16 protein-coding genes are annotated in these 17,820 nt (G+C 70.5%); 9 read left to right on the top strand and 7 right to left on the bottom strand.

The window, feature by feature from the left end; genetic code table 11:
* Window positions 1–355 precede the first annotated feature (355 nt).
* Window positions 356–3,223: a serine/threonine-protein kinase gene (locus ENSA5_RS31015; protein ID WP_106395334.1), complete on the top strand. Its 2,868-nt coding sequence runs from the start codon at window positions 356–358 to the stop codon at window positions 3,221–3,223.
* On the opposite strand, the gene ENSA5_RS31020 is transcribed toward ENSA5_RS31015, so the two are convergent.
* Together ENSA5_RS31020 and ENSA5_RS31025 are read right to left on the bottom strand one after the other, a co-directional pair.
* Window positions 3,180–4,172, bottom strand: coding sequence for an FHA domain-containing protein (locus ENSA5_RS31020; RefSeq protein ID WP_106395335.1), 993 nt, complete (start codon window positions 4,170–4,172; stop codon window positions 3,180–3,182). The genes ENSA5_RS31015 and ENSA5_RS31020 overlap by 44 nt on opposite strands.
* 301 nt (window positions 4,173–4,473) lie before the next feature.
* A complete protein-coding gene (locus tag ENSA5_RS31025; RefSeq protein ID WP_106395336.1) occupies window positions 4,474–5,403 on the bottom strand; it encodes a LysR family transcriptional regulator in 930 nt (309 codons plus the stop codon).
* Window positions 5,404–5,511: 108 nt separating this feature from the next.
* Between ENSA5_RS31025 and ENSA5_RS31030 the strand changes: the two genes are divergently transcribed.
* Complete coding sequence (locus ENSA5_RS31030; RefSeq protein WP_146156299.1) at window positions 5,512–5,946, top strand: AraC family ligand binding domain-containing protein; 435 nt, start codon at window positions 5,512–5,514, stop codon at window positions 5,944–5,946.
* A 95-nt stretch (window positions 5,947–6,041) separates the two neighbouring features.
* Complete coding sequence (locus ENSA5_RS31035; RefSeq protein WP_106395338.1) at window positions 6,042–6,674, top strand: nuclear transport factor 2 family protein; 633 nt, start codon at window positions 6,042–6,044, stop codon at window positions 6,672–6,674.
* Between the two features lie 55 nt (window positions 6,675–6,729).
* On the opposite strand, the gene ENSA5_RS31040 is transcribed toward ENSA5_RS31035, so the two are convergent.
* Window positions 6,730–7,869 (bottom strand): NAD-binding protein, encoded by a 1,140-nt coding sequence (locus tag ENSA5_RS31040; protein ID WP_181198334.1) that lies wholly within the window; start codon window positions 7,867–7,869, stop codon window positions 6,730–6,732.
* Between the two features lie 258 nt (window positions 7,870–8,127).
* Between ENSA5_RS31040 and ENSA5_RS31045 the strand changes: the two genes are divergently transcribed.
* The 3 genes from ENSA5_RS31045 to ENSA5_RS31055 all read left to right on the top strand — a co-directional run bounded on the left by ENSA5_RS31045 (window position 8,128) and on the right by ENSA5_RS31055 (window position 12,227).
* Entirely contained in the window at window positions 8,128–8,985 is an 858-nt protein-coding gene (locus tag ENSA5_RS31045) for a metal-dependent hydrolase (RefSeq protein ID WP_181198335.1), read from the top strand.
* 52 nt (window positions 8,986–9,037) lie between these two features.
* A complete protein-coding gene (locus tag ENSA5_RS31050; protein ID WP_106395341.1) occupies window positions 9,038–9,688 on the top strand; it encodes a hypothetical protein in 651 nt (216 codons plus the stop codon).
* Between the two features lie 244 nt (window positions 9,689–9,932).
* Window positions 9,933–12,227: a hybrid sensor histidine kinase/response regulator gene (locus tag ENSA5_RS31055; RefSeq protein ID WP_106395342.1), complete on the top strand. Its 2,295-nt coding sequence runs from the start codon at window positions 9,933–9,935 to the stop codon at window positions 12,225–12,227.
* A gap of 8 nt (window positions 12,228–12,235) precedes the next feature.
* Here ENSA5_RS31055 and ENSA5_RS31060 read toward each other — a convergent pair whose 3' ends face one another.
* From ENSA5_RS31060 to ENSA5_RS31070, 3 genes are read right to left on the bottom strand one after another with little or no spacing between them, the layout of a single operon-like run.
* A complete protein-coding gene (locus ENSA5_RS31060) occupies window positions 12,236–12,850 on the bottom strand; it encodes a hypothetical protein (protein WP_146156300.1) in 615 nt (204 codons plus the stop codon).
* A 4-nt stretch (window positions 12,851–12,854) separates the two neighbouring features.
* Complete coding sequence (locus ENSA5_RS31065; protein ID WP_106395344.1) at window positions 12,855–13,082, bottom strand: amphi-Trp domain-containing protein; 228 nt, start codon at window positions 13,080–13,082, stop codon at window positions 12,855–12,857.
* 54 nt (window positions 13,083–13,136) lie between these two features.
* Window positions 13,137–13,892, bottom strand: a complete 756-nt coding sequence (locus ENSA5_RS31070) for a hypothetical protein (protein ID WP_106395345.1) — start codon at window positions 13,890–13,892, stop codon at window positions 13,137–13,139.
* Window positions 13,893–14,095: 203 nt separating this feature from the next.
* On the opposite strand from ENSA5_RS31070, the gene ENSA5_RS31075 reads away from it, so the two are divergent.
* Complete coding sequence (locus ENSA5_RS31075; protein ID WP_106395346.1) at window positions 14,096–14,692, top strand: rhodanese-like domain-containing protein; 597 nt, start codon at window positions 14,096–14,098, stop codon at window positions 14,690–14,692.
* Window positions 14,689–15,144: a MauE/DoxX family redox-associated membrane protein gene (locus ENSA5_RS31080; protein WP_106395347.1), complete on the top strand. Its 456-nt coding sequence runs from the start codon at window positions 14,689–14,691 to the stop codon at window positions 15,142–15,144. The genes ENSA5_RS31075 and ENSA5_RS31080 overlap by 4 nt, the downstream gene beginning before the upstream one ends.
* Before the next feature lie 17 nt (window positions 15,145–15,161).
* On the opposite strand, the gene ENSA5_RS38565 is transcribed toward ENSA5_RS31080, so the two are convergent.
* Window positions 15,162–16,514, bottom strand: a complete 1,353-nt coding sequence (locus ENSA5_RS38565) for a DUF4215 domain-containing protein (protein ID WP_181198336.1) — start codon at window positions 16,512–16,514, stop codon at window positions 15,162–15,164.
* A gap of 128 nt (window positions 16,515–16,642) precedes the next feature.
* Here ENSA5_RS38565 and ENSA5_RS31090 point away from each other — a divergent pair, with 128 nt between their 5' ends.
* A complete protein-coding gene (locus ENSA5_RS31090; protein ID WP_181198337.1) occupies window positions 16,643–17,773 on the top strand; it encodes a tRNA-queuosine alpha-mannosyltransferase domain-containing protein in 1,131 nt (376 codons plus the stop codon).
* Window positions 17,774–17,820: the final 47 nt, after the last annotated feature.

Genomic DNA, 17,820 nt, shown 5'->3' on the forward strand with positions numbered 1-17,820 from the left:
GGCCTTTTCGCCGAGGGCTTTGTCGCCAAAACTTGCAGTACGCCCGGTACAGCGGCGTTTTGGCTTCGCGCCCTCGGCGAAGATTCCGGCGCGAGGCGACACGATGCATTGCACCCCGGGCTGCTAGCGTCGCAGGGAAAGATCAGGCCGTAACTGGGCACACCGTCGAGGCAGTCGCCCGGATCTGTGGCCGAGCGAAGCTCGCCGTTCATGTTCAGGTGCACGACCACAGGTGGGCGTGGGCTCAGGCCGTCATGTGGGCCGCCATGTGGGCCGCCATTACATCGGCATTACATCGGGCCGGGTCGGGTGCTGAACTCTCGATCGCCCGGCCGAGATCCGTCAGCATGGATGGATGACGCAGCACCTCGCGACGACGTCCGAGCCGGAGACTGCAGCGACGCGGCCACGCGCCGAGCTGGTCGCCCGGGCCCGGCCAGGCGCGAGCCTCGAGCCCGGGATGGAGCTCGGTCGCTACCTCGTGCTCGAGGAGCTCGGGCGCGGTGGCATGGGCGTGGTCGTGGCTGCCTACGATCCGCAGCTGCGCCGTCGGGTGGCGATCAAGGTCTTGCGCCGGGCGACCAATCGCGAGCAGCTCGACAACGAGGCGCACGCGCTGGCGGCGCTCAACCACCCGAACGTGGTCGCCATTCATGACGTCGGTTCGCACGCGGGCGGGACCTTCATCGCCATGGAGTACGTCGAGGGCCAGACCTTGGCGGAGTGGCTGCGCGCCCGCCCGCGCTCGCTCGCGGCGATCCTGGCCGTGTTCACGGCCGCCGCACGGGGGCTTCAGGCGGCCCACCACGCCGGGATCACGCACCGAGACATCAAGCCCAGCAACGTGATGGTCGGCCGCGACGGTCGGGTCCGGGTGACCGACTTCGGCCTGGCCCACGGCGAGGCCCTGGCGCTGGAGTCGGTCGTCGGCAGCGACGACATGACCATGACGATCAGCCACCCCAACGGTGTCGTGGTCGGGACGCCGGCCTACATGGCGCCGGAGCAGTTCGAGGCCGAAGCCGTCGATCATCGCGTCGACCAGTTCGCGATCTGCGTCGCGCTGTGGGAGGCCGTGTGCGGCACGCGGCCCTTTCTCGGCGACAGCTACGTCGAGCTGCGCGAGGTGGTCTGCCTCGGAGCTCCGGTCGCGGCGCCGCCGACCGGCGTGCTCCCAGCTTGGCTGCGCCGCGTGCTCGAGCGCGGCCTCGCGCGTGACCCCGCCGCGCGCTACCCCGACATGCTCGCGCTGATCGAGGCGCTCGAGTCGGATCCGCGCCCGCGTCGGCGGCGACGGGTCGCAGCGGCCGTGGCCGCAGCAGTGATCGGGATCGGGATCGGGGCCAGCGAGCTCGCCGAGCACAGCGCGCGGCGAGCGTGCGTGGCCGAGGCTGCTCGGGCCGAGGCGCTGGTCGAGCTGGTCGCTGCGGATCACCTGCGTCAGGCGTTCACCGCGACTGGCCTGCCGTTCGCGGCGTCGAGTCATCGCCGGGTCCAGGCTCGGATCCAGGCCTGGGTCACGGACTGGTCGGCGGCGAGGACCCAGCTGTGCACGGCGATCATCGACGGCGAGCTGAGCGAGGCCGAGGCCGCACCGCGCCGGGCGTGCCTCGACGAGCAACTCGACCGCGGTCGGAGCTTCGTCGAGTTGCTGCGCGCGCCGACGGCCGAGCTCGTGGGGGCGGCGGTCCCGGCCGTGGCCCGGTTGCCGAGTCCGACGCGCTGCGCCGAGCCGCAGTCGCTGCTGCTCTACGACGATCGCCGCGATGGCTCGCTGGTCGCCGGCCGACCCGAGCTCGACCGCGAGCTCTCGCGGGTGTCGAGCTTGCTCGTGGCCGAGCAAAACGACGCCGCGCGAACGGCCGCGCAGGCGCTGCTCGACCAGGCCGAGCGGGCCGAGGCGGCCGAGCTTCACCGCGTCGAACTCGTCCTCGGCGCGGCACACATCGCCCTCGATGAGCACGAGGCCGGCCAGGCCGCGCTGCGCCGGGCCCACTACGGCGCGCTCGCGGCCGGCGCGGACATCGACGCCCTCGACGCGGCGATCGCCCTGGTCGATGCCAACGCCCAGCTCCACGGCGACTACGAGCTCGCGGCGCGCTGGGCCGAGACCGCAGCGGCGCTCACGACCCGGCTCGGCCTCGAAGGCAGCGCGGTCGACGGTCGGCGCCTCGCCGTGCTCGGCAACCTGCACTACCGCGAGGGCGACCTCGACGAGGCCGCGCAGGCCTACACGGCCGCGCACGCGATCGTCGTCGAGCGGCTGCCGGCCGGGCACCCACAGATCGCGAGCTCGCTGATCAACCTGGCCAACATCGCGGCCGCCCGCGCCCTGCCCGACGAGGCCCGCGCGGGCTACGAGCGCGCACACGCGCTGCTCGTTGCGAGCTACGGCGACGACCACCCCAGCACGGCGCGCCCGCTGATCAACCTCGGTAACCTCGCCCTCGACGGCGCCGACTTCAAGGCCGCTGTCGCCGACTACGAGCGCGCTCGGGCGCTGCTCGAGCCGCTCGGGGAGGACAGCTTCGAGCTGACGGTCGTGCTGCAGAACCTGGCCGCGGCGTGGTACTACTCGCGCGAGACCCAGCGTGCGTGCGACACCTGGGAGCGGGTGCTCGAGCTGCGCCGCCGGCAGTTGCCGGTGGACAGCCCCGAGATCGCCGAGCTGCTCGCCAACCTCGGCACGTGCTACAAGTCGCTCGGAGATGGCGAGGCGGCGATCGCAGCGCTCGAGCAGAGCCTCGAGCTGCTCGAGACCAACTTCGGCGCCGACGCCCCTCGGCTCGCGCCAGTCCTCAACAACCTCGGCGTGTTCTTGCGTGGCCAGGGCGACTACGCCCAGGCCAGGTCGATAGTCGAGCGCGCGCTCGAGATCCACGAGCGCCAGGGCGTGGACAGCCGGGTCCTCGCGCAGACCCGCGGGGTCCTGGCCAGGACCCTGCTCGACTTGGGCGACCTCGCCGCGGCGCGCGAGCAGATCGATCGTGCGCTGGCCTTCTACGCGCGCGACCCTGGACCCGGGTTTGGCGAGGGCTCCAGCCGCTGCGTCGACTTGGCGCTGCGGGTGCGGACGGGGGCCGCGGCCGCGGCCCAGGCTGAAGCCGAGGTGCTGCTCGCGGATCCCGCCTGGGCCGAGCGCCACGAGAGCCTGCGCAAGTGTCTGGTCGGGTACGGCGTCATAGGCCCTCGCGCTGGAGCTGCAGACCCGGCGTCGCCATGATCGGCGCGCGGATCATGCCGCTGCCGCGCTTGCGCTCGAACCAGGTGTCGACGTCGATGCCGGCGCGGACGAAGTCGCGGCGCACGCGATAGAGCAGCACGTTGAAGTCGGCCCGGTCCTTGATCGGGTCGTCGGGCCAGATCCGGCGGCACAGCTCGTCGACGCTGTGGTAGCCGTCGTCGGGCGTCGAGGTCAGCAGGGCCTCGACGAGCGCGAAGCGACGGGTCGCGAGGTAGACCGAGCTCGAGTCGGCGCCGTGCTCGTAGGTCAACATCCCGCCGGCGTCGAAGCGCTCGAGCTTGATGTGTCGGCGCGGGCTCGACCTCGCGCGGGTGCTCTGCTCGAGCCTGGCCTCGTCGACCTCGACGAGCTCGATCGTCGCGTCGGCGAGCTCGATCGTCGCGCCCGCGGCGAGCCGCGTGAACCCCTCGGCGTCGAAGGGGGGCGGGGGATCGAGCTCGCCGCGGAGCTCGGCGACGACGAGGTCCGCGACCCGGTGCAGGACCAGCGTCGTCGCGGTCCAGGCCGGGAGATCGACATCGTCGTGGGGCCCGCCGAGGGTCAGGCCTTCAATGGGGATCGTCAGCAGCGGGCCGCCGTCGACGCGGATGCCCCACGGGCTCGGGCCGGCCGTCGCCCCTGGATCGCGCTCGCGGCGGACGACGGCGAAGGGCTGGCCGCCGATATGCAGCTCGACGCCGTCGCCGACCATCGTCGTCACGTCGGCGTCGGCGTCGGCGTCGGCGTCGGCGTTGGCGACGGTCAGCGCCTGCCGGCCGAGGTTGATCAGCTCGACGCCCGCGTCGCGGACCGTGAGCAGGGCCTGACGTCGGCTGACGGCGGGATCGGGGATTACGATGTCGCACCGGCTGCTTCGACCGATCGTGGTGACGCCGCGTGTCAGCTTGATCCGTGCGCCCGAGCGCAGCTCGAGGGACCACTGGGGCATGCAACATCCTATCAGCCCGACCCGCGAATCGAGCCGGGCAGCGTCGTCCTGGACATGAGCCCGGGCTACCCCGCGAGCCGGCCTGGCTGGCGAGCTTGCGTCGACACTGGGAGCTGAGTCGGAGCGAATACTCGGCGGGCGGTCGTGGAATCCAAGGGCGGACGAGCCATGCTTGGCCGTTCCCGTCGCGGCGTTTGTCTTCGGCGTCCTCGAGCATGGCAGGCGCCGAGCTGCTCGTGGCTCTTCGCCGCTGTGAAGGCTGCTCGGCGCAGCGGGCTCCGTCCGCGCGCGTCGAGGATCCTCACCAGCGCAGGGCCCTGGGGTCGAGCTCGCCGGCGAGCCGGGCGACCAGGTCGCGGAGCCAGCGGTGGGTGGGGTCGCGGTGGCTGCGTTCGTGCCACAGCATCGGCGCGCGCAGGGGCGGGACGGGGATCGGCGGGCGGCGGACGGCGAGCTGGGCGGTGCTCGCGAGCTTGCGGGCGAGCCAGCGCGGGGTCGTGAGCACGAGATCGGTCTCGGCCACGAGCAGGGGCGTGAGCACGGGGTAGGGGACGCGCAGGGCGACGTGGCGCTCGAGGCCGTGGCGGGCGAGGGCGGCGTCGATCTGGCCGCCGCCGCGCCCGGTGAGCGAGACGAGCAGGTGGTCGAGACCGGCGAATCGCTCGACGGTCCACTTCGCGCGCAGGGCCGGGTGACCCTTGCGCAGGACGCAGGCCCAGTCGCTCTCGAACAGGGTGCGCGCGTAGATGTTGGGCTCGTCGCCGCTGGGCATGCCGACGCACAGATCGATGGCGCTCGTCTCGAGATCCTCGCGCCAGCTCGGCCGCCACGAGACGATGTCGAGATCGAGGCCCGGGGCCTGCTCGGCGAGGCTGCGCATCAGGGCCGGGACCAGCATGTAGACGACCAGATCCGGGGCGGCCACGCGGACGGTGCCGCTGGCGGTGGCGGGGCAAAACTCGACGGGGCGGATCAGCTCGAGGACTTCGGCGAGGATGGCCTCGATCTGGGGGAGGAGCTCGAGCGCGCGCGGGGTCGGCTGCATGCCGGCCTTGACCCGGACGAGCAGAGGGTCGTCGAACAGCTCGCGGAGGCGGCCGAGGCTCCGGCTCATCGCCGGCTGGCTGACCCCGAGCTGGGCCGCGGCCCGGCTGACGTGGCGCTCACGGAGCAGGGCATGGAGCGCCACGAGGAGGTTGAGGTTCTGGCCAGCGAGCTCGGAGGCGTCCATGGAGGCCAGCTTAGCCAATTATCCGATGTGGTTATGACCTGCATCTCAACTGTGCATTGGAGTCATGATGAGGCCGGGCCTACAACCACTTGCGAAGCGATGCCGACCATGAAGCTCGACCTCATCCGCCCTGGCCTCCGCCTGCTTGTTTGCGCGTCACTCGTTGCCCCGGCGCTCGCGGGTTGCTGTCGCCAGCCCCCCGTCGCTGCGGCCGCGAGTTCGGTCGAGCCGATCGTCGAGCTCGCGCTGCCCGCCTGGACCGACGAGGGCCCGGGCCTCGAGCACCAGGTCCTGTTCGAGGGCGAGGGCATGAAGGTCGCGGCCATCGCCCTGCGCGGCGGGACCGCGCTGCCCGAGCACAGCGCTGACGCCAGGCTCAGTATTCAGGTGCTGCGCGGAAGCGGCGTGCTGCGCGTTGGCGAGCGGGCCCTGGCGGTCGAGCCCGGCAGCGTCGTCGTGCTCGAGCCCTCGCTGCCCCACGCGGTCGACCCCGCTGGCGAGGAGCTCATGGTCCTCGTCGTTCACTACTTCGGCGCTCCGTAGCCTCGGTGCTCCGGGGCGGTCGCCACCTCAAACAACAACAACAACAACAACAACAACAACGGCCACTCGCAGCTGCGTGTGGCGGGAGATGAGCCATGCCGACCCCAGTCCACGCCAACCCCAACGCCAACTGTCTTTCTCGTCTCCCAGACTCGGGCCGTGCCCGCGCCCTCGCGGCGACCCTGGTGCTGGGCCTCTCGCCACTGGCGCTCAGCGCCTGCAACGAGGCTGAGGCCGCCGGTGACGAGGACACGGCGGTCGAGGAGCGCCTCGATCGCCTCGAGTCCAAGGAGGAGCTCCGCTCGATCCTGCTCGGCTTCGCCGCCGTCGTCGACAACTCCGACCCCAGCGCGCTCATGGGCCTCGCGCCCAGGATCCACCCGAACTTCACGATGGACGTCGTCGACTTCGACGGCGGCGAGTTTCACTTCGAGGGGGTCGAGGGCCTCGTCGAGGGCTTCGGTCCGATCATGCTCTCGGCCCAGGCCAACCTGGCGGCGAGCGCGATCTCGGTCGAGCTCGACGGTGACAACGCGACGGCCTCCTTCAAGTTCATCAACTCGGTCAAGCCCCCGCCGGAGCTCGGCCTCCCCGTCGACGAGAAGGTCCTGCTGCTCGCCGCCAACACGGTCACCTTCGCGCGCGAGGACGGGGTCTGGATGCTCGAGTCGCTCGAGCTGATCCACTCGCTGGCCTACCCGGGGGTGGTCGCCGGGATCGGCGGCTAGCAGCCCGTGGTGCCAAGCTCGCGCGCCAGCGTGCTCGTGTCCCAGCGTGCTCGTGTCAGGGGGCAGCGAGCCGCAGCGCCGCGAGTCGGGCGCCCGCGATGTTGGCCGCCAGCGGACCGAGGCTCAACCGCGCCGCAGCTCCAACCACGTGAACCCGTGGGTGCCAGCGCAGTCCCGCGTCGAGCAGCGGGAGCGCCAGCGGGCCGCGCTCGAGCCCGAGCTCCTCGGCGATCCCATCGAGCAGCGGCACGCGATCGAAGGCGGGCGCGAACCCGGTTGCGAGCGCGAGCCTGCGACAGCGCAGCGCGGGGTGATCGCCGAGCGTGACCACCTGCTCGGCGGCCTCTCGCCGCACGTCGACGACCTCGTCGAACACGATCCGCAAGCTTCCGCGTCGCTGCGCGCGAGCCAGGCGTGCGGCGACTCGAGGCGGGACGCTGCCGCGGCGTGTCTCGGCATCGAGGACGCTCAGGCGTCCGGCGAGCGGAAAGGACGCGAAGCGCCAGGACCAGCGCGGCCGAGCCCAGCGAGACGCCGCGTCGAGCTCGGCGATCGGCGGGGCCCGTCGGCAGATCAGGGTTGGCGCTCCAGGCCGCGCGCGCGCCCAGTGGAGGGCGAGCTGCGCCGCCGAGAGGCCGCCGCCGACGATGACGGCCGAGCCGCTCGGCGGGCTGCGATCGAAGCGGGGATCGAACACGTGCAAGGCCGCCCCGCCGAGCGGATCGGCCCACGCGGGCACGGAGGGCGGCGGGTGCCCAAGCGCCAGGATCACCCGACGCGCGACGAGGCCGCCGCGATCGCTCTCGACCCGCACGCCGCCCTCGACGAGCTCGAGCCCCGTCGCCGTGCCGCGCTCGAGCAGCGGGTCGAGGCCCAGCCGCGCGCGGATCCATTTGACGTGGCGACGAAACAGCTCGAGCGATGGCGCGCGACAGGGCCCGGCGAACATCCCCGGCTCGGGCCGCGGCTGGGCCTCGGCGAAGTGATGGAGCGAGAGCTGCTCGACGTCGAGGTCCTGGTCGAGGGGCGAGCGCAGGTGGGTCATCGCGAGGGCCTCGGCCCGACGATCCCACTCGGCGAGCGGCCGCGGGTGAGGATCGAGCAGGCGCAGCGTGGACCCGCGTCGACGCAGGCTCGCGGCGACGTGGAGACCGTGGACGCCGGCCCCGATGATCAGCCAATCGAGCATGCTCACGGGCTCTTGGACCAGGCTTCCCCCGCCACCTGGACGGTCATGCACATGCAATGGGATTGCATCTCGTCGGGCGATGCGTACCATCGCTCGAAGCCCGGGTCCATGACCATCGCCTGCCCAGGTTCGCCGGGCTTGAAGGTCACGGCGTCCTCTTGTGGGTTGAGGCGCTTTTGCTCAGTGTGTGAGTTATCCTACTCGGCCGAAGTATACACTGCGACGTCTTTCGAAAAGACTGGCAGAGAGGGAGAGAGAGCAGGCATGTCAAAGCTCGAGGTTCGAACGATCGCGTGGGAGCTGGACGGCGTCCCCTTCCTGTGGAACCCGGACCACCCGCGCTTCGCCATCTTGATGAACCAGATCAGCTTCCTGGTGATCGGCTTCGAGCGATACATCTGCCGGGCGACCCGCAAGGCCGAGGAGCAGATCACCGACCCCAAGGTCGCCGTCGAGTCCGAGCTCTTTCGTAAGCAGGAGGCCGTACACTCGGCCGCCCACAAAAAGCACGTCAAGGCGCTGATCAAGCAATACCCCGGGCTGGAGTCGACCCTCGCCAAGGTCCTCCAGACCTACGATGAGCTGTACGACGCCCACCCGCTCAAGTTCGCGCTGGCCCACTCAGGCGGACTCGAGGCCATCTTCACCCCCTTCTTCAAGATGATCCTCGACAACCGCGCCGTCTTGTTCGGCGGCGGAGACCCGCGCGTGGCCTCGCTCTTTTTGTGGCACTTTTGCGAAGAGATCGAGCACCGCAGCGCGGCGCTCGCGATCTACAACCACATCGTGGGTGACTACGGCTATCGGCTGCGCAACACCCGTCGCTTCATGAAGTTCAGCGTATCGCTGATCAACATGTTGCTCGAGGACTTCAAGACCCATGTGCCTGATGTGCCGGAGTCTTGCTACAAAGGCGACCCCTTCGCGGGGGTCCCGCTCTCGGCCAAGCTCCGGTCGTCGTTTGGCATCTTCGCCTCGCAGGTGCCTTGGCACAATCCCGAGCACCAGCCGCTGCCCGACTACTATCAGGAGTGGCTCGGCCACTGGAACAATGGTGACGATGTGAGGCGCCTGTACGGGGACGCTGGCCTGCTCCCCAAGCCCGCTGTGGCGACGGGCTGAGAGGGCGAAGCCCCGCCACGGGCTCCTGCGCCGCGTGGTGTATCGTGTCCACATGGAGCGTCACCTGCGTCGCAACGTCGACCTCGAGCTGCCGCGCCGCCTCGCGGAGCTGCTCGGCCAGCTCCGGGCCAGCGCTGGCATCACGGCGCCGGCTGTCCTGGACGTCGACCGGGTCCGCGACGTCGAGGCCGCGATGGGGACGCGGCTGCCCGACCCGGTCCTCGCCCTGCTCTGCAGCGGACTTCCATTTTTGCACGATCACCTGAGCGTCGGGTTGGGCGAGATTCCGAGGCACTCCGTGCGCGCGCGAGAGCTGCACGCGCGCGGGGACCTCGTGGTGTTCGGAGCCGACCCCGACAAACACGTGTTTCATGGCTTCGTGATCGCGGCCGCCGATGATCGGGTCGCGGTCTTCGATGGTGGCGACCGATCTCTGCATTCGTTCTCGGTAGTCGAATGGCTCACGAATCAAGCCGAGCTTGCACAGGTCCAGCCCAGCCCGGCGCCGCCCGTGGTCGTCAGTCTCGTGCGCGCGCCGAAACCGGAGCCCGAAGGCCGCCGGGTGCAGCACGCGAAGTGGGGCATGGGCCGCCTGCTCGCCGAGCAGGGCTCCGGTCCAAACCGCAAGATCAAGGTCGCGTTCGCGGACGTTGGCGTCAAAACCATCGTCGCGCGCTTCGTCGAGTTCCTCGACCCCGAGTGATCCGATTCACCGCTCGGCGGGGCTCGGAGGGGCTCGGAGGGGCTCGGCGGGACCCGCGCCGCCTCAGCTTCGACGGTGCGCGCGCTTTTACGAGCGGATCGCAGGACTTCCCAGATCGGCGGCCGTCTGCGGCAAGGCGCCGCTCCTCGGCGGCTTTCGATGGGGGCGCTCCCGGCTCCGTCGACGCCGGTCGGGAAGTGCACCATCTTGGTAGCCGGGCTCGCGCGAACCGCACGTCACTGAAATGGACTCACGCCTCAGCCAAGAGATCACCCGACGCATGGGCGTCTGCCCGTCCTTCTTCGGGCTCGCGGGCGCCAACGAGACCGTCTCACGACACCTGTGGTCGTACGCCCAGGCGGCGTACCTCGACAATTCCCTGCCCGCGCTCTTCAAGGAGCGCCTGTTCGTCTACCTCTCCAGGTTCTGCTCGGCGCGCTACTGCCTCACACGGCACGCGGCCTTTCTCATGGGTCGCGGCTACATCTCGGGCGACGCCTCGTGCCCACCCATGTCGGGACCCGAGGTGCTCGAGCTGCTCAAGCGCGAGCCGCCGAGCAGCGAGCAGATCGTGCGGCACTCCGAGCGCCTGTTGAGCGTCCCGGGTCGACCGATGGCGTGGCCCCCGGCCCAGAGCGAGCTCGAGGACGCCATCTTTGGCTGCTGTGTCGCTGTGTTCTTGTACTCGGCACACGCCGTGTTTCCGAACGAAGCCCTTCGCCACGCCCTCTCGCCGCGTGACTACTGCAGCCTCGTCGAGCTGCTGTCCTTCATCCGGACCGCACACTTTTGGACCGAGAGCTTCCCGGGCCTGAGCCACGAGCGCGACGTCGAGGAGCTCCTCTCGGAGCAGGTCGAGATCGCAACTTGGATTGACACTCAGCACTCGAGTCAGCCGAACCTCCCGGGGCATCCGAGCGTCCTCCACACGCAGCTCGTCACCGGTCTGTCGTCGTTGCGGCGACTGGTTCTGACTGCGTCCCGGGGCGACGCGGCCATGAGCGCCGAGACCCTGCTGCTTCAAGCCCAAGCCGGGGCCGCGCGGGGGGGCAGCGTCGAGGCCTACGCCTGGGTGTACGACGCAAAGACCCACGAATTCAGCTTCGTGGGCAGCGCGCACGAGCGAGTCTTCGGACACGTCAGCAACAGTCACAAGGACCGCTCGGCCTGGCTCGAGCTCGTTCACCCCGAAGACTGCCACCTCGCCGAGGCGAGCCTCGACGCTGGCATCGCGGGCGCCGCTTTCGATGTCGAGTACCGAGTCACCTCACCGGCTCGCGGCCTGCGTTGGGTCTCGGAGCGTGGAACGCCGGTCCACGACGAGCACGGGCAACTCGAGCGCGTCGTGGGGGTCGTGTGTGACGTTACGGAGCGCAGGCGGCAGGAGAGCCAGCATCTGCAGAGGGCGCAGAAGATGCACTCGGTGGGCACGCTGGCCGCCCGGGTCGCCCATGACTTCAACAACCTGCTCATGGTCATCACGGGCAACTCGGAGCTGCTCGCCGACTACCTGGGCTCCGACAGCTCCGCGATGGAGTTCTTGCGGCCGATCGGGCGCGCCGCGGATCGTGCCGCGGAGCACGTCGAGCGCCTGCTGGCCTTCGCCCGCAAGGGCGACGAGAGCACGCGCGAGGTCGACTTGAACGAGGAGATCGAGGAGCTCCGTCACGTCCTCCAGCACCTCGTGGGGAGCTCGGTGGAGCTCGAGATCCGCTGCGACGAGGCGATCTCTGCGATCGAGTGGATACCGACTGATATCGAGCAGATCCTGCTCAACCTGGTCGTGAACGCCAAGGACGCCGTCGGGGAGTCGGGTCGCATCACCATCGAGACTCGCGTGGCCGATGCCGAAGATCAGGGCGCGCCGTGGGTGGAGCTGCGCGTCTCGGACACGGGCTGCGGCATGTCGCCAGAGACCATGAGCAGGATCTTCGAGCCCTTCTTCACCACGAAGGAGCCCGGACAGGGCACCGGACTGGGGCTCGCAACGATCCACAGGATCGTCGAGGATTTCGGTGGGCGCACAACGGTGCAGAGCGAGCTCGGTCGCGGCACGACGGTCACGCTGTTGCTCCCCGGCTGCACGCGACAGTCGAAGCGCGAGGGCGCGCTCCAGCCTCTCGACCGCGCATCAGGCACGGAGACCGTGCTGCTTTGCGATGACGACGCGATGGTACGCAGGGTGCTTTCGCAGGTGCTTCGAGCCTCCGGGTACGTCGTCTTCGAGGCGAACGACGGCCTCGCGGCCCTCGACCTCGCAAAGCAGTACGCCGACTCCATCGACATGGTGATCACCGACGTGAAGATGCCGCGACTCGACGGCCACGGCCTCGCCGACGCGCTCGTCGCTGAAGGATTCGACGTCCCGATCATCCTGCTCACCGGGTTTGGGGACACGCCTCGACAGGCTCGGTCCGGAGCGCACCACGTCGAACTCGCCAAGCCGATTCGTCGTCACGAGCTCCTGTTGAGCATGCGCAATTGCTTCGAGGCCCATGCCCGGAGCAAGTCTGGGCAGCGGCCAGCCCCCGCGAACTAAACAGGAGATCAGTCGGCCGACGTGAGGCTGACCTCGACGCCCTCGACGGGGTGCTGGCCGTGGATCGCGGACAGCGAGCGGAGCACCCGGCGGACGAGCGCGTGGACCTTGTGGTTGCGGTAGCGATCGGTGTCGTCGCTGACCGAGCGGATGTTGGCGTAGGTGTCGAGCGTCGCCCGGACCAAGAGCTCGGAGCCCGAAAACTTCGGGCTCGTTCCACCGCTCGCGCTGCCGACCCGCTCGAGGATCTTCGCCTTCGCGTCGGGGCTCAGCGTTTGGGCGAAGCGCGCGGTGAGCCGCAGCTTTGTCTGCTTCCGCCCCTTGCCGAGGGCCTTGAGGTACTTGCCGACCTTGAACCGAAACGGGAGCTTGGCGAGGCTGCGCTCTTCGATCGCGACCCACACGGGGTGGACCATGGCGACCGCGAGCACCCCCACGACCACGCCTCCGAAACTGACCCCGGCGAGCCAGAGCTTGGGCAGCGCGAGCTGCAGCGCCGCAAGCGTCGAGCCGCCGGTGATCGCAGCGCCGACGACCAGCATGGCCAGCCAGCCCCCCGGCGAGGCCCCGAATAGCGCTCGCCTCGCGCGGGCTCGCTCCTGTTTGCGTCGATCTTTGGACATGAGTCTAACCTGGCCAGGATAGCTCGAGCCGCACGGACTGCGCGTCGCCCTTGGTCTTGGCCTTGACCGCGAGCTTGACGACCTCGGCCGCGGTCAGCACGAGCTGCTGCTCGCCCAACTCCACGCGCACGGTCCCGTCGCGCATGCTGGCGGCGAACTCCTCGAGGTGAGACAGAAGCTCGTCGCGGCTCATGTCGCCTTCGAAGCTCAGCTCACTCTGCTTCGCGCTCATGACCGAAGCCTAGCCTAGCAGCCCGGGGTGCAATGCATCGAGCAGCCCGGGCTGCTAGAACCGGTACTCGACCACCAGCGGCAGGATCTGCAGCGGCAAGATGAAGGCCGGATCGTTGTCGGCTTTCTCCGCGGCGAAGGGGCGCTCGCGGTGGATGACGAGGCCGGGCCTCAGCTCGAGGTCGAGGCCGATCGACAGCTCGCGGAGCAGGAAGAAGCGAACCCCGGCCGCGGCCTGAAAGCCGAGCATCCAGCTCAGCTCGCGGGTCTGCTCGCGGGTGCCGCGGAGGCGCGGGTAGTACCAGAACCCGCCCGCGACGCCGAGGCGGAAGGTCGGGACGATCCACGGCTGCTTCTCGATGAAGAGCTTGTGCGTGTAGCCAACCCACAGATCCATGCCCGCGGTCGTGCCAGCCTGGCAGGTGCCGGTCTGGACCTCGAGCCCGCAGGTGTCCATGCGGAAGTCCTGCCAGTTGCCCCGGTCGAAGAGCGCGGCCGCGCCGACGTGGAGCCAGTGGGCCTTGTGCAGCTGGCGGTCGTACTGGAGGCCGATGCGGCCGCGGGGGATGTAGCCGTTGGGTGTCAGGCCGATCTGGACCGGAGCCAGGAGTGAGATCGAGTTGCCGCCGTAGACGAAGTCCGGCAGCTGGAAGCCGGAGTTCGACGTGGTGTAGGTGCCGCCGGGTCCAGACCGACCGCTGGCCGAGGGGGACGCAGAAGCCGCGGACGTGGGTTGCGCGGCGAGGGCCGACGCGGCGAGCGGGAGCCCGGCGGTCCACAGGACCACGGACAGCAGGAGTCGCCGGAACACAGACCGGGGGTGACGGGGGAGCTTGGACGAGTGCATCGCGGACTCGGCGTCAGTGAACCACTCGTGCGCGCCCGATGCCAGGGGCCGCGTGCTCGCCGCTGTTCTTGGCCCAGGACGGCGTCTGCTCCGGGCTCTGCCGGCTCAGGGCCCGCGCCCGCTCGGGCGAGGTCGCGCCCCGGTCGAAGTGCTAGGCTTGCGCCGCCGTGCTCGCCTTGATTCTGGTCGCCGCGCTGACGGTGGGCACCCTCACCCTCGCCTCGCGGCTGCAGCTGCTCGACGATCTGCTGGTGCTGATCGGCGTCTCGCTGGTCGCCGGGCTCGCCGTGTTGGCGGTTCACCCCGACCTCGAGTGGGTCGCGGCGCCACCGGCCGACGAGGGCTCGTGCGTCGCGGACGCGCCGATCGAGCCGCCCTCGGTCGATCGGGTGTCGGTCGACGAGGCCGTCGCGCTCCTCGGTCAGCCCGAGGTGACCTTCGTCGACGCGCGCCTGGGCTACCACTACGCCGCCGCCCACATCCCCGGGGCCATGAGCATCCCGGCCGACGACGCCGAGGGCCTGCTCGACATGCAGTCACTGCCGATCCCACCCGAGGGGCAGGTGATCACCTACTGTGACGGCGCCGCGTGCGAGCAGTCGGAGTACCTCGGGGCGCTGCTGCGCGAGCGCGACGTGTGCCAGCAAGTCCGCGTGCTCGACGGTGGCTGGCAGGCCTGGGTCGCGGCCGAGGCCCCGACGGTCAGCGGGGACAGCCGCTACGGCGACGCGCCGAGCTCGAGCCTGATGGAGGCCGCAGGATGAGCGCGAGCAACGAGACCACGCCCACGCCCAAGTGGATGCTGGCCGCGGGCTGGGCCGGACGCCTGATCGCGAGCTCGGTGTTCATCTACGCCGCCGTGATCAAGATCCTCGATCCGGCCGCCTTCGCCGAGGACATCGCCAACTACCAGGCCTTCCCGCACTGGACCTGGAACCTCGCCGCCGCGGTCGTCCCGATCGCCGAGCTGCTCGGCGCGCTCGCGGTCTTGACCGGGTTCAAGCGCCGGGCCGGGACCCTGGTCCTCGGCTCGCTGACGCTGGCCTTCATCGGGTTGATCCTCTCGGTCATCGTGCGCGGGATCGATCTCAACTGCGGGTGCTTCGGCGAGGCCGCCGAGGCCAGCGCGGTCGGCTGGCCGCTGCTGCTGCGCGATCTCGGGCTCCTGGTGGCGATCGGCGCGGCCTACCTGCCGCCCGAGCGCCGCGACGCGTAGCGGAATTCGGGGCCCGGTCAGATCTCGAACTTGCGGATCCACAGGTCCGCGTCTTCGCCGGCCGCGATGTGGGTTCCGACCGCGACGGCGTAGTTGTAGGGCGTGACGGCGACGTCGTGGAGCACGTCGACCTCGGCGTTGTCGATCACGACATCGTCGGCCAGCACGCCGCCGTCGGCGTCGAACCAGCTCAGGAGCGCGTCCGAGGTGTCGACGGTGCCGTTGGTGTAGCCGGCGACCACGAAGCCCCCGCCCGGCAGGCGCCCGAGCCCGCTGGCGCCGTTTGGGACCACGTCGCTGTGGACCTGTGTCCACACCTTCGCGCCGCGCTCGTACTTGCCGAGGGTGAACGAGCTCTGATCTTGGGACTGCGCGAGCACGTAGACGGCGCCGTCGGGGGCGATCGTGATCTCCTCGAAGATGTCGCCCTCGAGCCCCGCCACGCTCGGGCCCGGGTTGCCGTCCGAGTCGTAGCTCTCGAGCGTCGCGGTCTCGGTCCGCACGACCCAAATGTCTCCGCTGGGGCTCACGCCGACGGGTCCGAGCTCACCGCTGAGGGGCTGGAGCTGACTCCAGGAGTTCAAGTCTTCGGGGTCGTAGCGGGCCAGCACCCCGTTCGCGTCGTGGTAGCCCGCCGAGACCACGAAGCCCTGGGCGTCGGCCGCGACCCCGAGCACGCCCGAGCTGCCGCTGTCCACGAGCGTGGTCCAGTCGGAGTTGCCCTCGGCGTCCCACGAGCGCGTCGCCCCCTGGCTGCCGAGCCGACCACCGACGACGAGCCCGCCCTCGGGGGTCCGCACGAGGCTGGGCTTGTCGGTCGCGAGCGAGCTGACGCTCCACAGCGGGTTGCCGTCGAGGTCGAACTTGGCGAGGCGATAGCTGCTGGCGTCGCTCTCCACGAGCACGCCGATGCTGCCGTCGCCGTCGACGACGACCTCGTAGCCGACGTCGTCGCCGAGCTGCTCGTCGATGTCGACGAAGACCTCCCAGATCAGCTCGCCGGGGAGCTGACAAGACGCGGAGCAGCCGTCACCGGGCACGTTGTTGCCGTCGTCGCAGGCCTCGCCGGGGTCGAGCTGGCCGTCGCCGCAGCCCGGCGGCGGGTCGCCGTCGCCATCGCCGGGCTCGCCGTCACCGTCGCCGGGGTCACCGTCGCCGGGGTCGCCGTCGCCGGGGTCGCCGTCACCGGGGTCGCCGTCACCGGGGTCACCGTCGCCGGGGTCACCGTCGCCGGGGCCCCCGTCACCAGGTCCGCTCTCGCCGTCGCCGTCGCCGCTGCCATCGCTCGCCGAGCTGTCTCCGCACGCGGGCGAGAGCAGGGCGCCGACGACGAGCGTCAGCACCCACGGACGACTCGAGATCATCGACATTGGCCCGATCCTGACGAGCTCTCACGGATCCTGTCAACCAAGCGCCGCTCCGAGGGCCCCAGAACTCGAATTTGAGGATCCAGACCTCGCCCTTGTCGTCGAGCGACGCCGTCCGTCACCATGCGGCGGTGCGCGTGCTCTACATCGAGCCGTTCCACGGAGGCTCGCACGCGGCCTTCGGGGAGGTCCTGACCGGCGCGAGCTGGGCCGAGTGGACCACCTTGACGCTGCCTGCCCGGCACTGGAAGTGGCGGATGCGCGGGAGCGCGGCGTGGTTCGCCCGAGCTCACGCGGCCGAGCTCGCGGCCGCCCACGAGCTGCTCTTCGCCAGCGCCTACCTGCCTCTGGCCGAGCTGCGCGGGCTGTGTCCGCCGCTGGCGACGACCCCCGCGGTGCTCTACTTCCACGAGAACCAGCTCGCGTTTCCAAGCCGCGCGCTCCCGGGCCACGAGGGCGACGCGACCCGCGACCTCCACTTCGGCTTCACCCAGCTGGTCTCGGCGCTCGCGGCCACGCGCTGCCTGTTCAACAGCGCCCACAACCGCGACAGCTTCCTCGCCGCGGGCGCCGAGCTGCTCGCGCGGATGCCCGACGCCGTCGCGCCGGGCTGGATCGACGCGATCCGTGCACGCAGCGAGGTCCTCGGCCTGCCGCTCGCGCTCGCGCCCGTCGACCCCGCGAGCCTCGTCGACCTGCCGCTCGAGGCCCGCGGCGAGGGCCCGCTGATCGTCTGGAACCATCGCTGGGAGCACGACAAGGGCCCCGAGCTGCTCGTACGCCTGATCGACGGGTTGATCGGGCTCGGGCTGCGCTTTCGTCTCGCGGTCTGCGGCGAGCAGTTTCGTCGCCAGCCTCCCGCGCTCGTCGAAGCAAAGCCCCGCTGGCGGGCGGCGCTCGGCCCCCGGCTCGAGTGCTGGGGCCGCGTCGAGGCCCGGGCCGACTACCTCGCGCTGCTCGGGCGCGCGCAGCTGGTGTTGTCGACCGCGGCGCACGAGTTCTTCGGCATCTCGGTCGTCGAGGCCGTGCACCACGGCGCGCGCCCGCTGTGCCCCGACGCGCTGAGCTACCCCGAGCTGCTGCCGAGCGAGTATCGCTGGCGGGACGAGGGCGAGGCGATGTCCGAGCTCGCGCGGCTGTGTCGGGCGTGGACGGCGGGCGAGATCGACCTGCGCGCGGATCGGCGGGCGCTGACTCGCCCGCACCGCGCAGAGTCGGTGTTGCCCCGCTATCGCGAGGTGCTCACGCGCGCGCTCGGGTGAGGCCTTGCTCGCGCCAGACGAGTCCTTCGGCGCCGCGCGGAAAAACC

This window comes from Enhygromyxa salina, from assembly GCF_002994615.1.
Taxonomy (GTDB): Bacteria; Myxococcota_A; Polyangia; order Nannocystales; family Nannocystaceae; genus Plesiocystis; species Plesiocystis salina_A.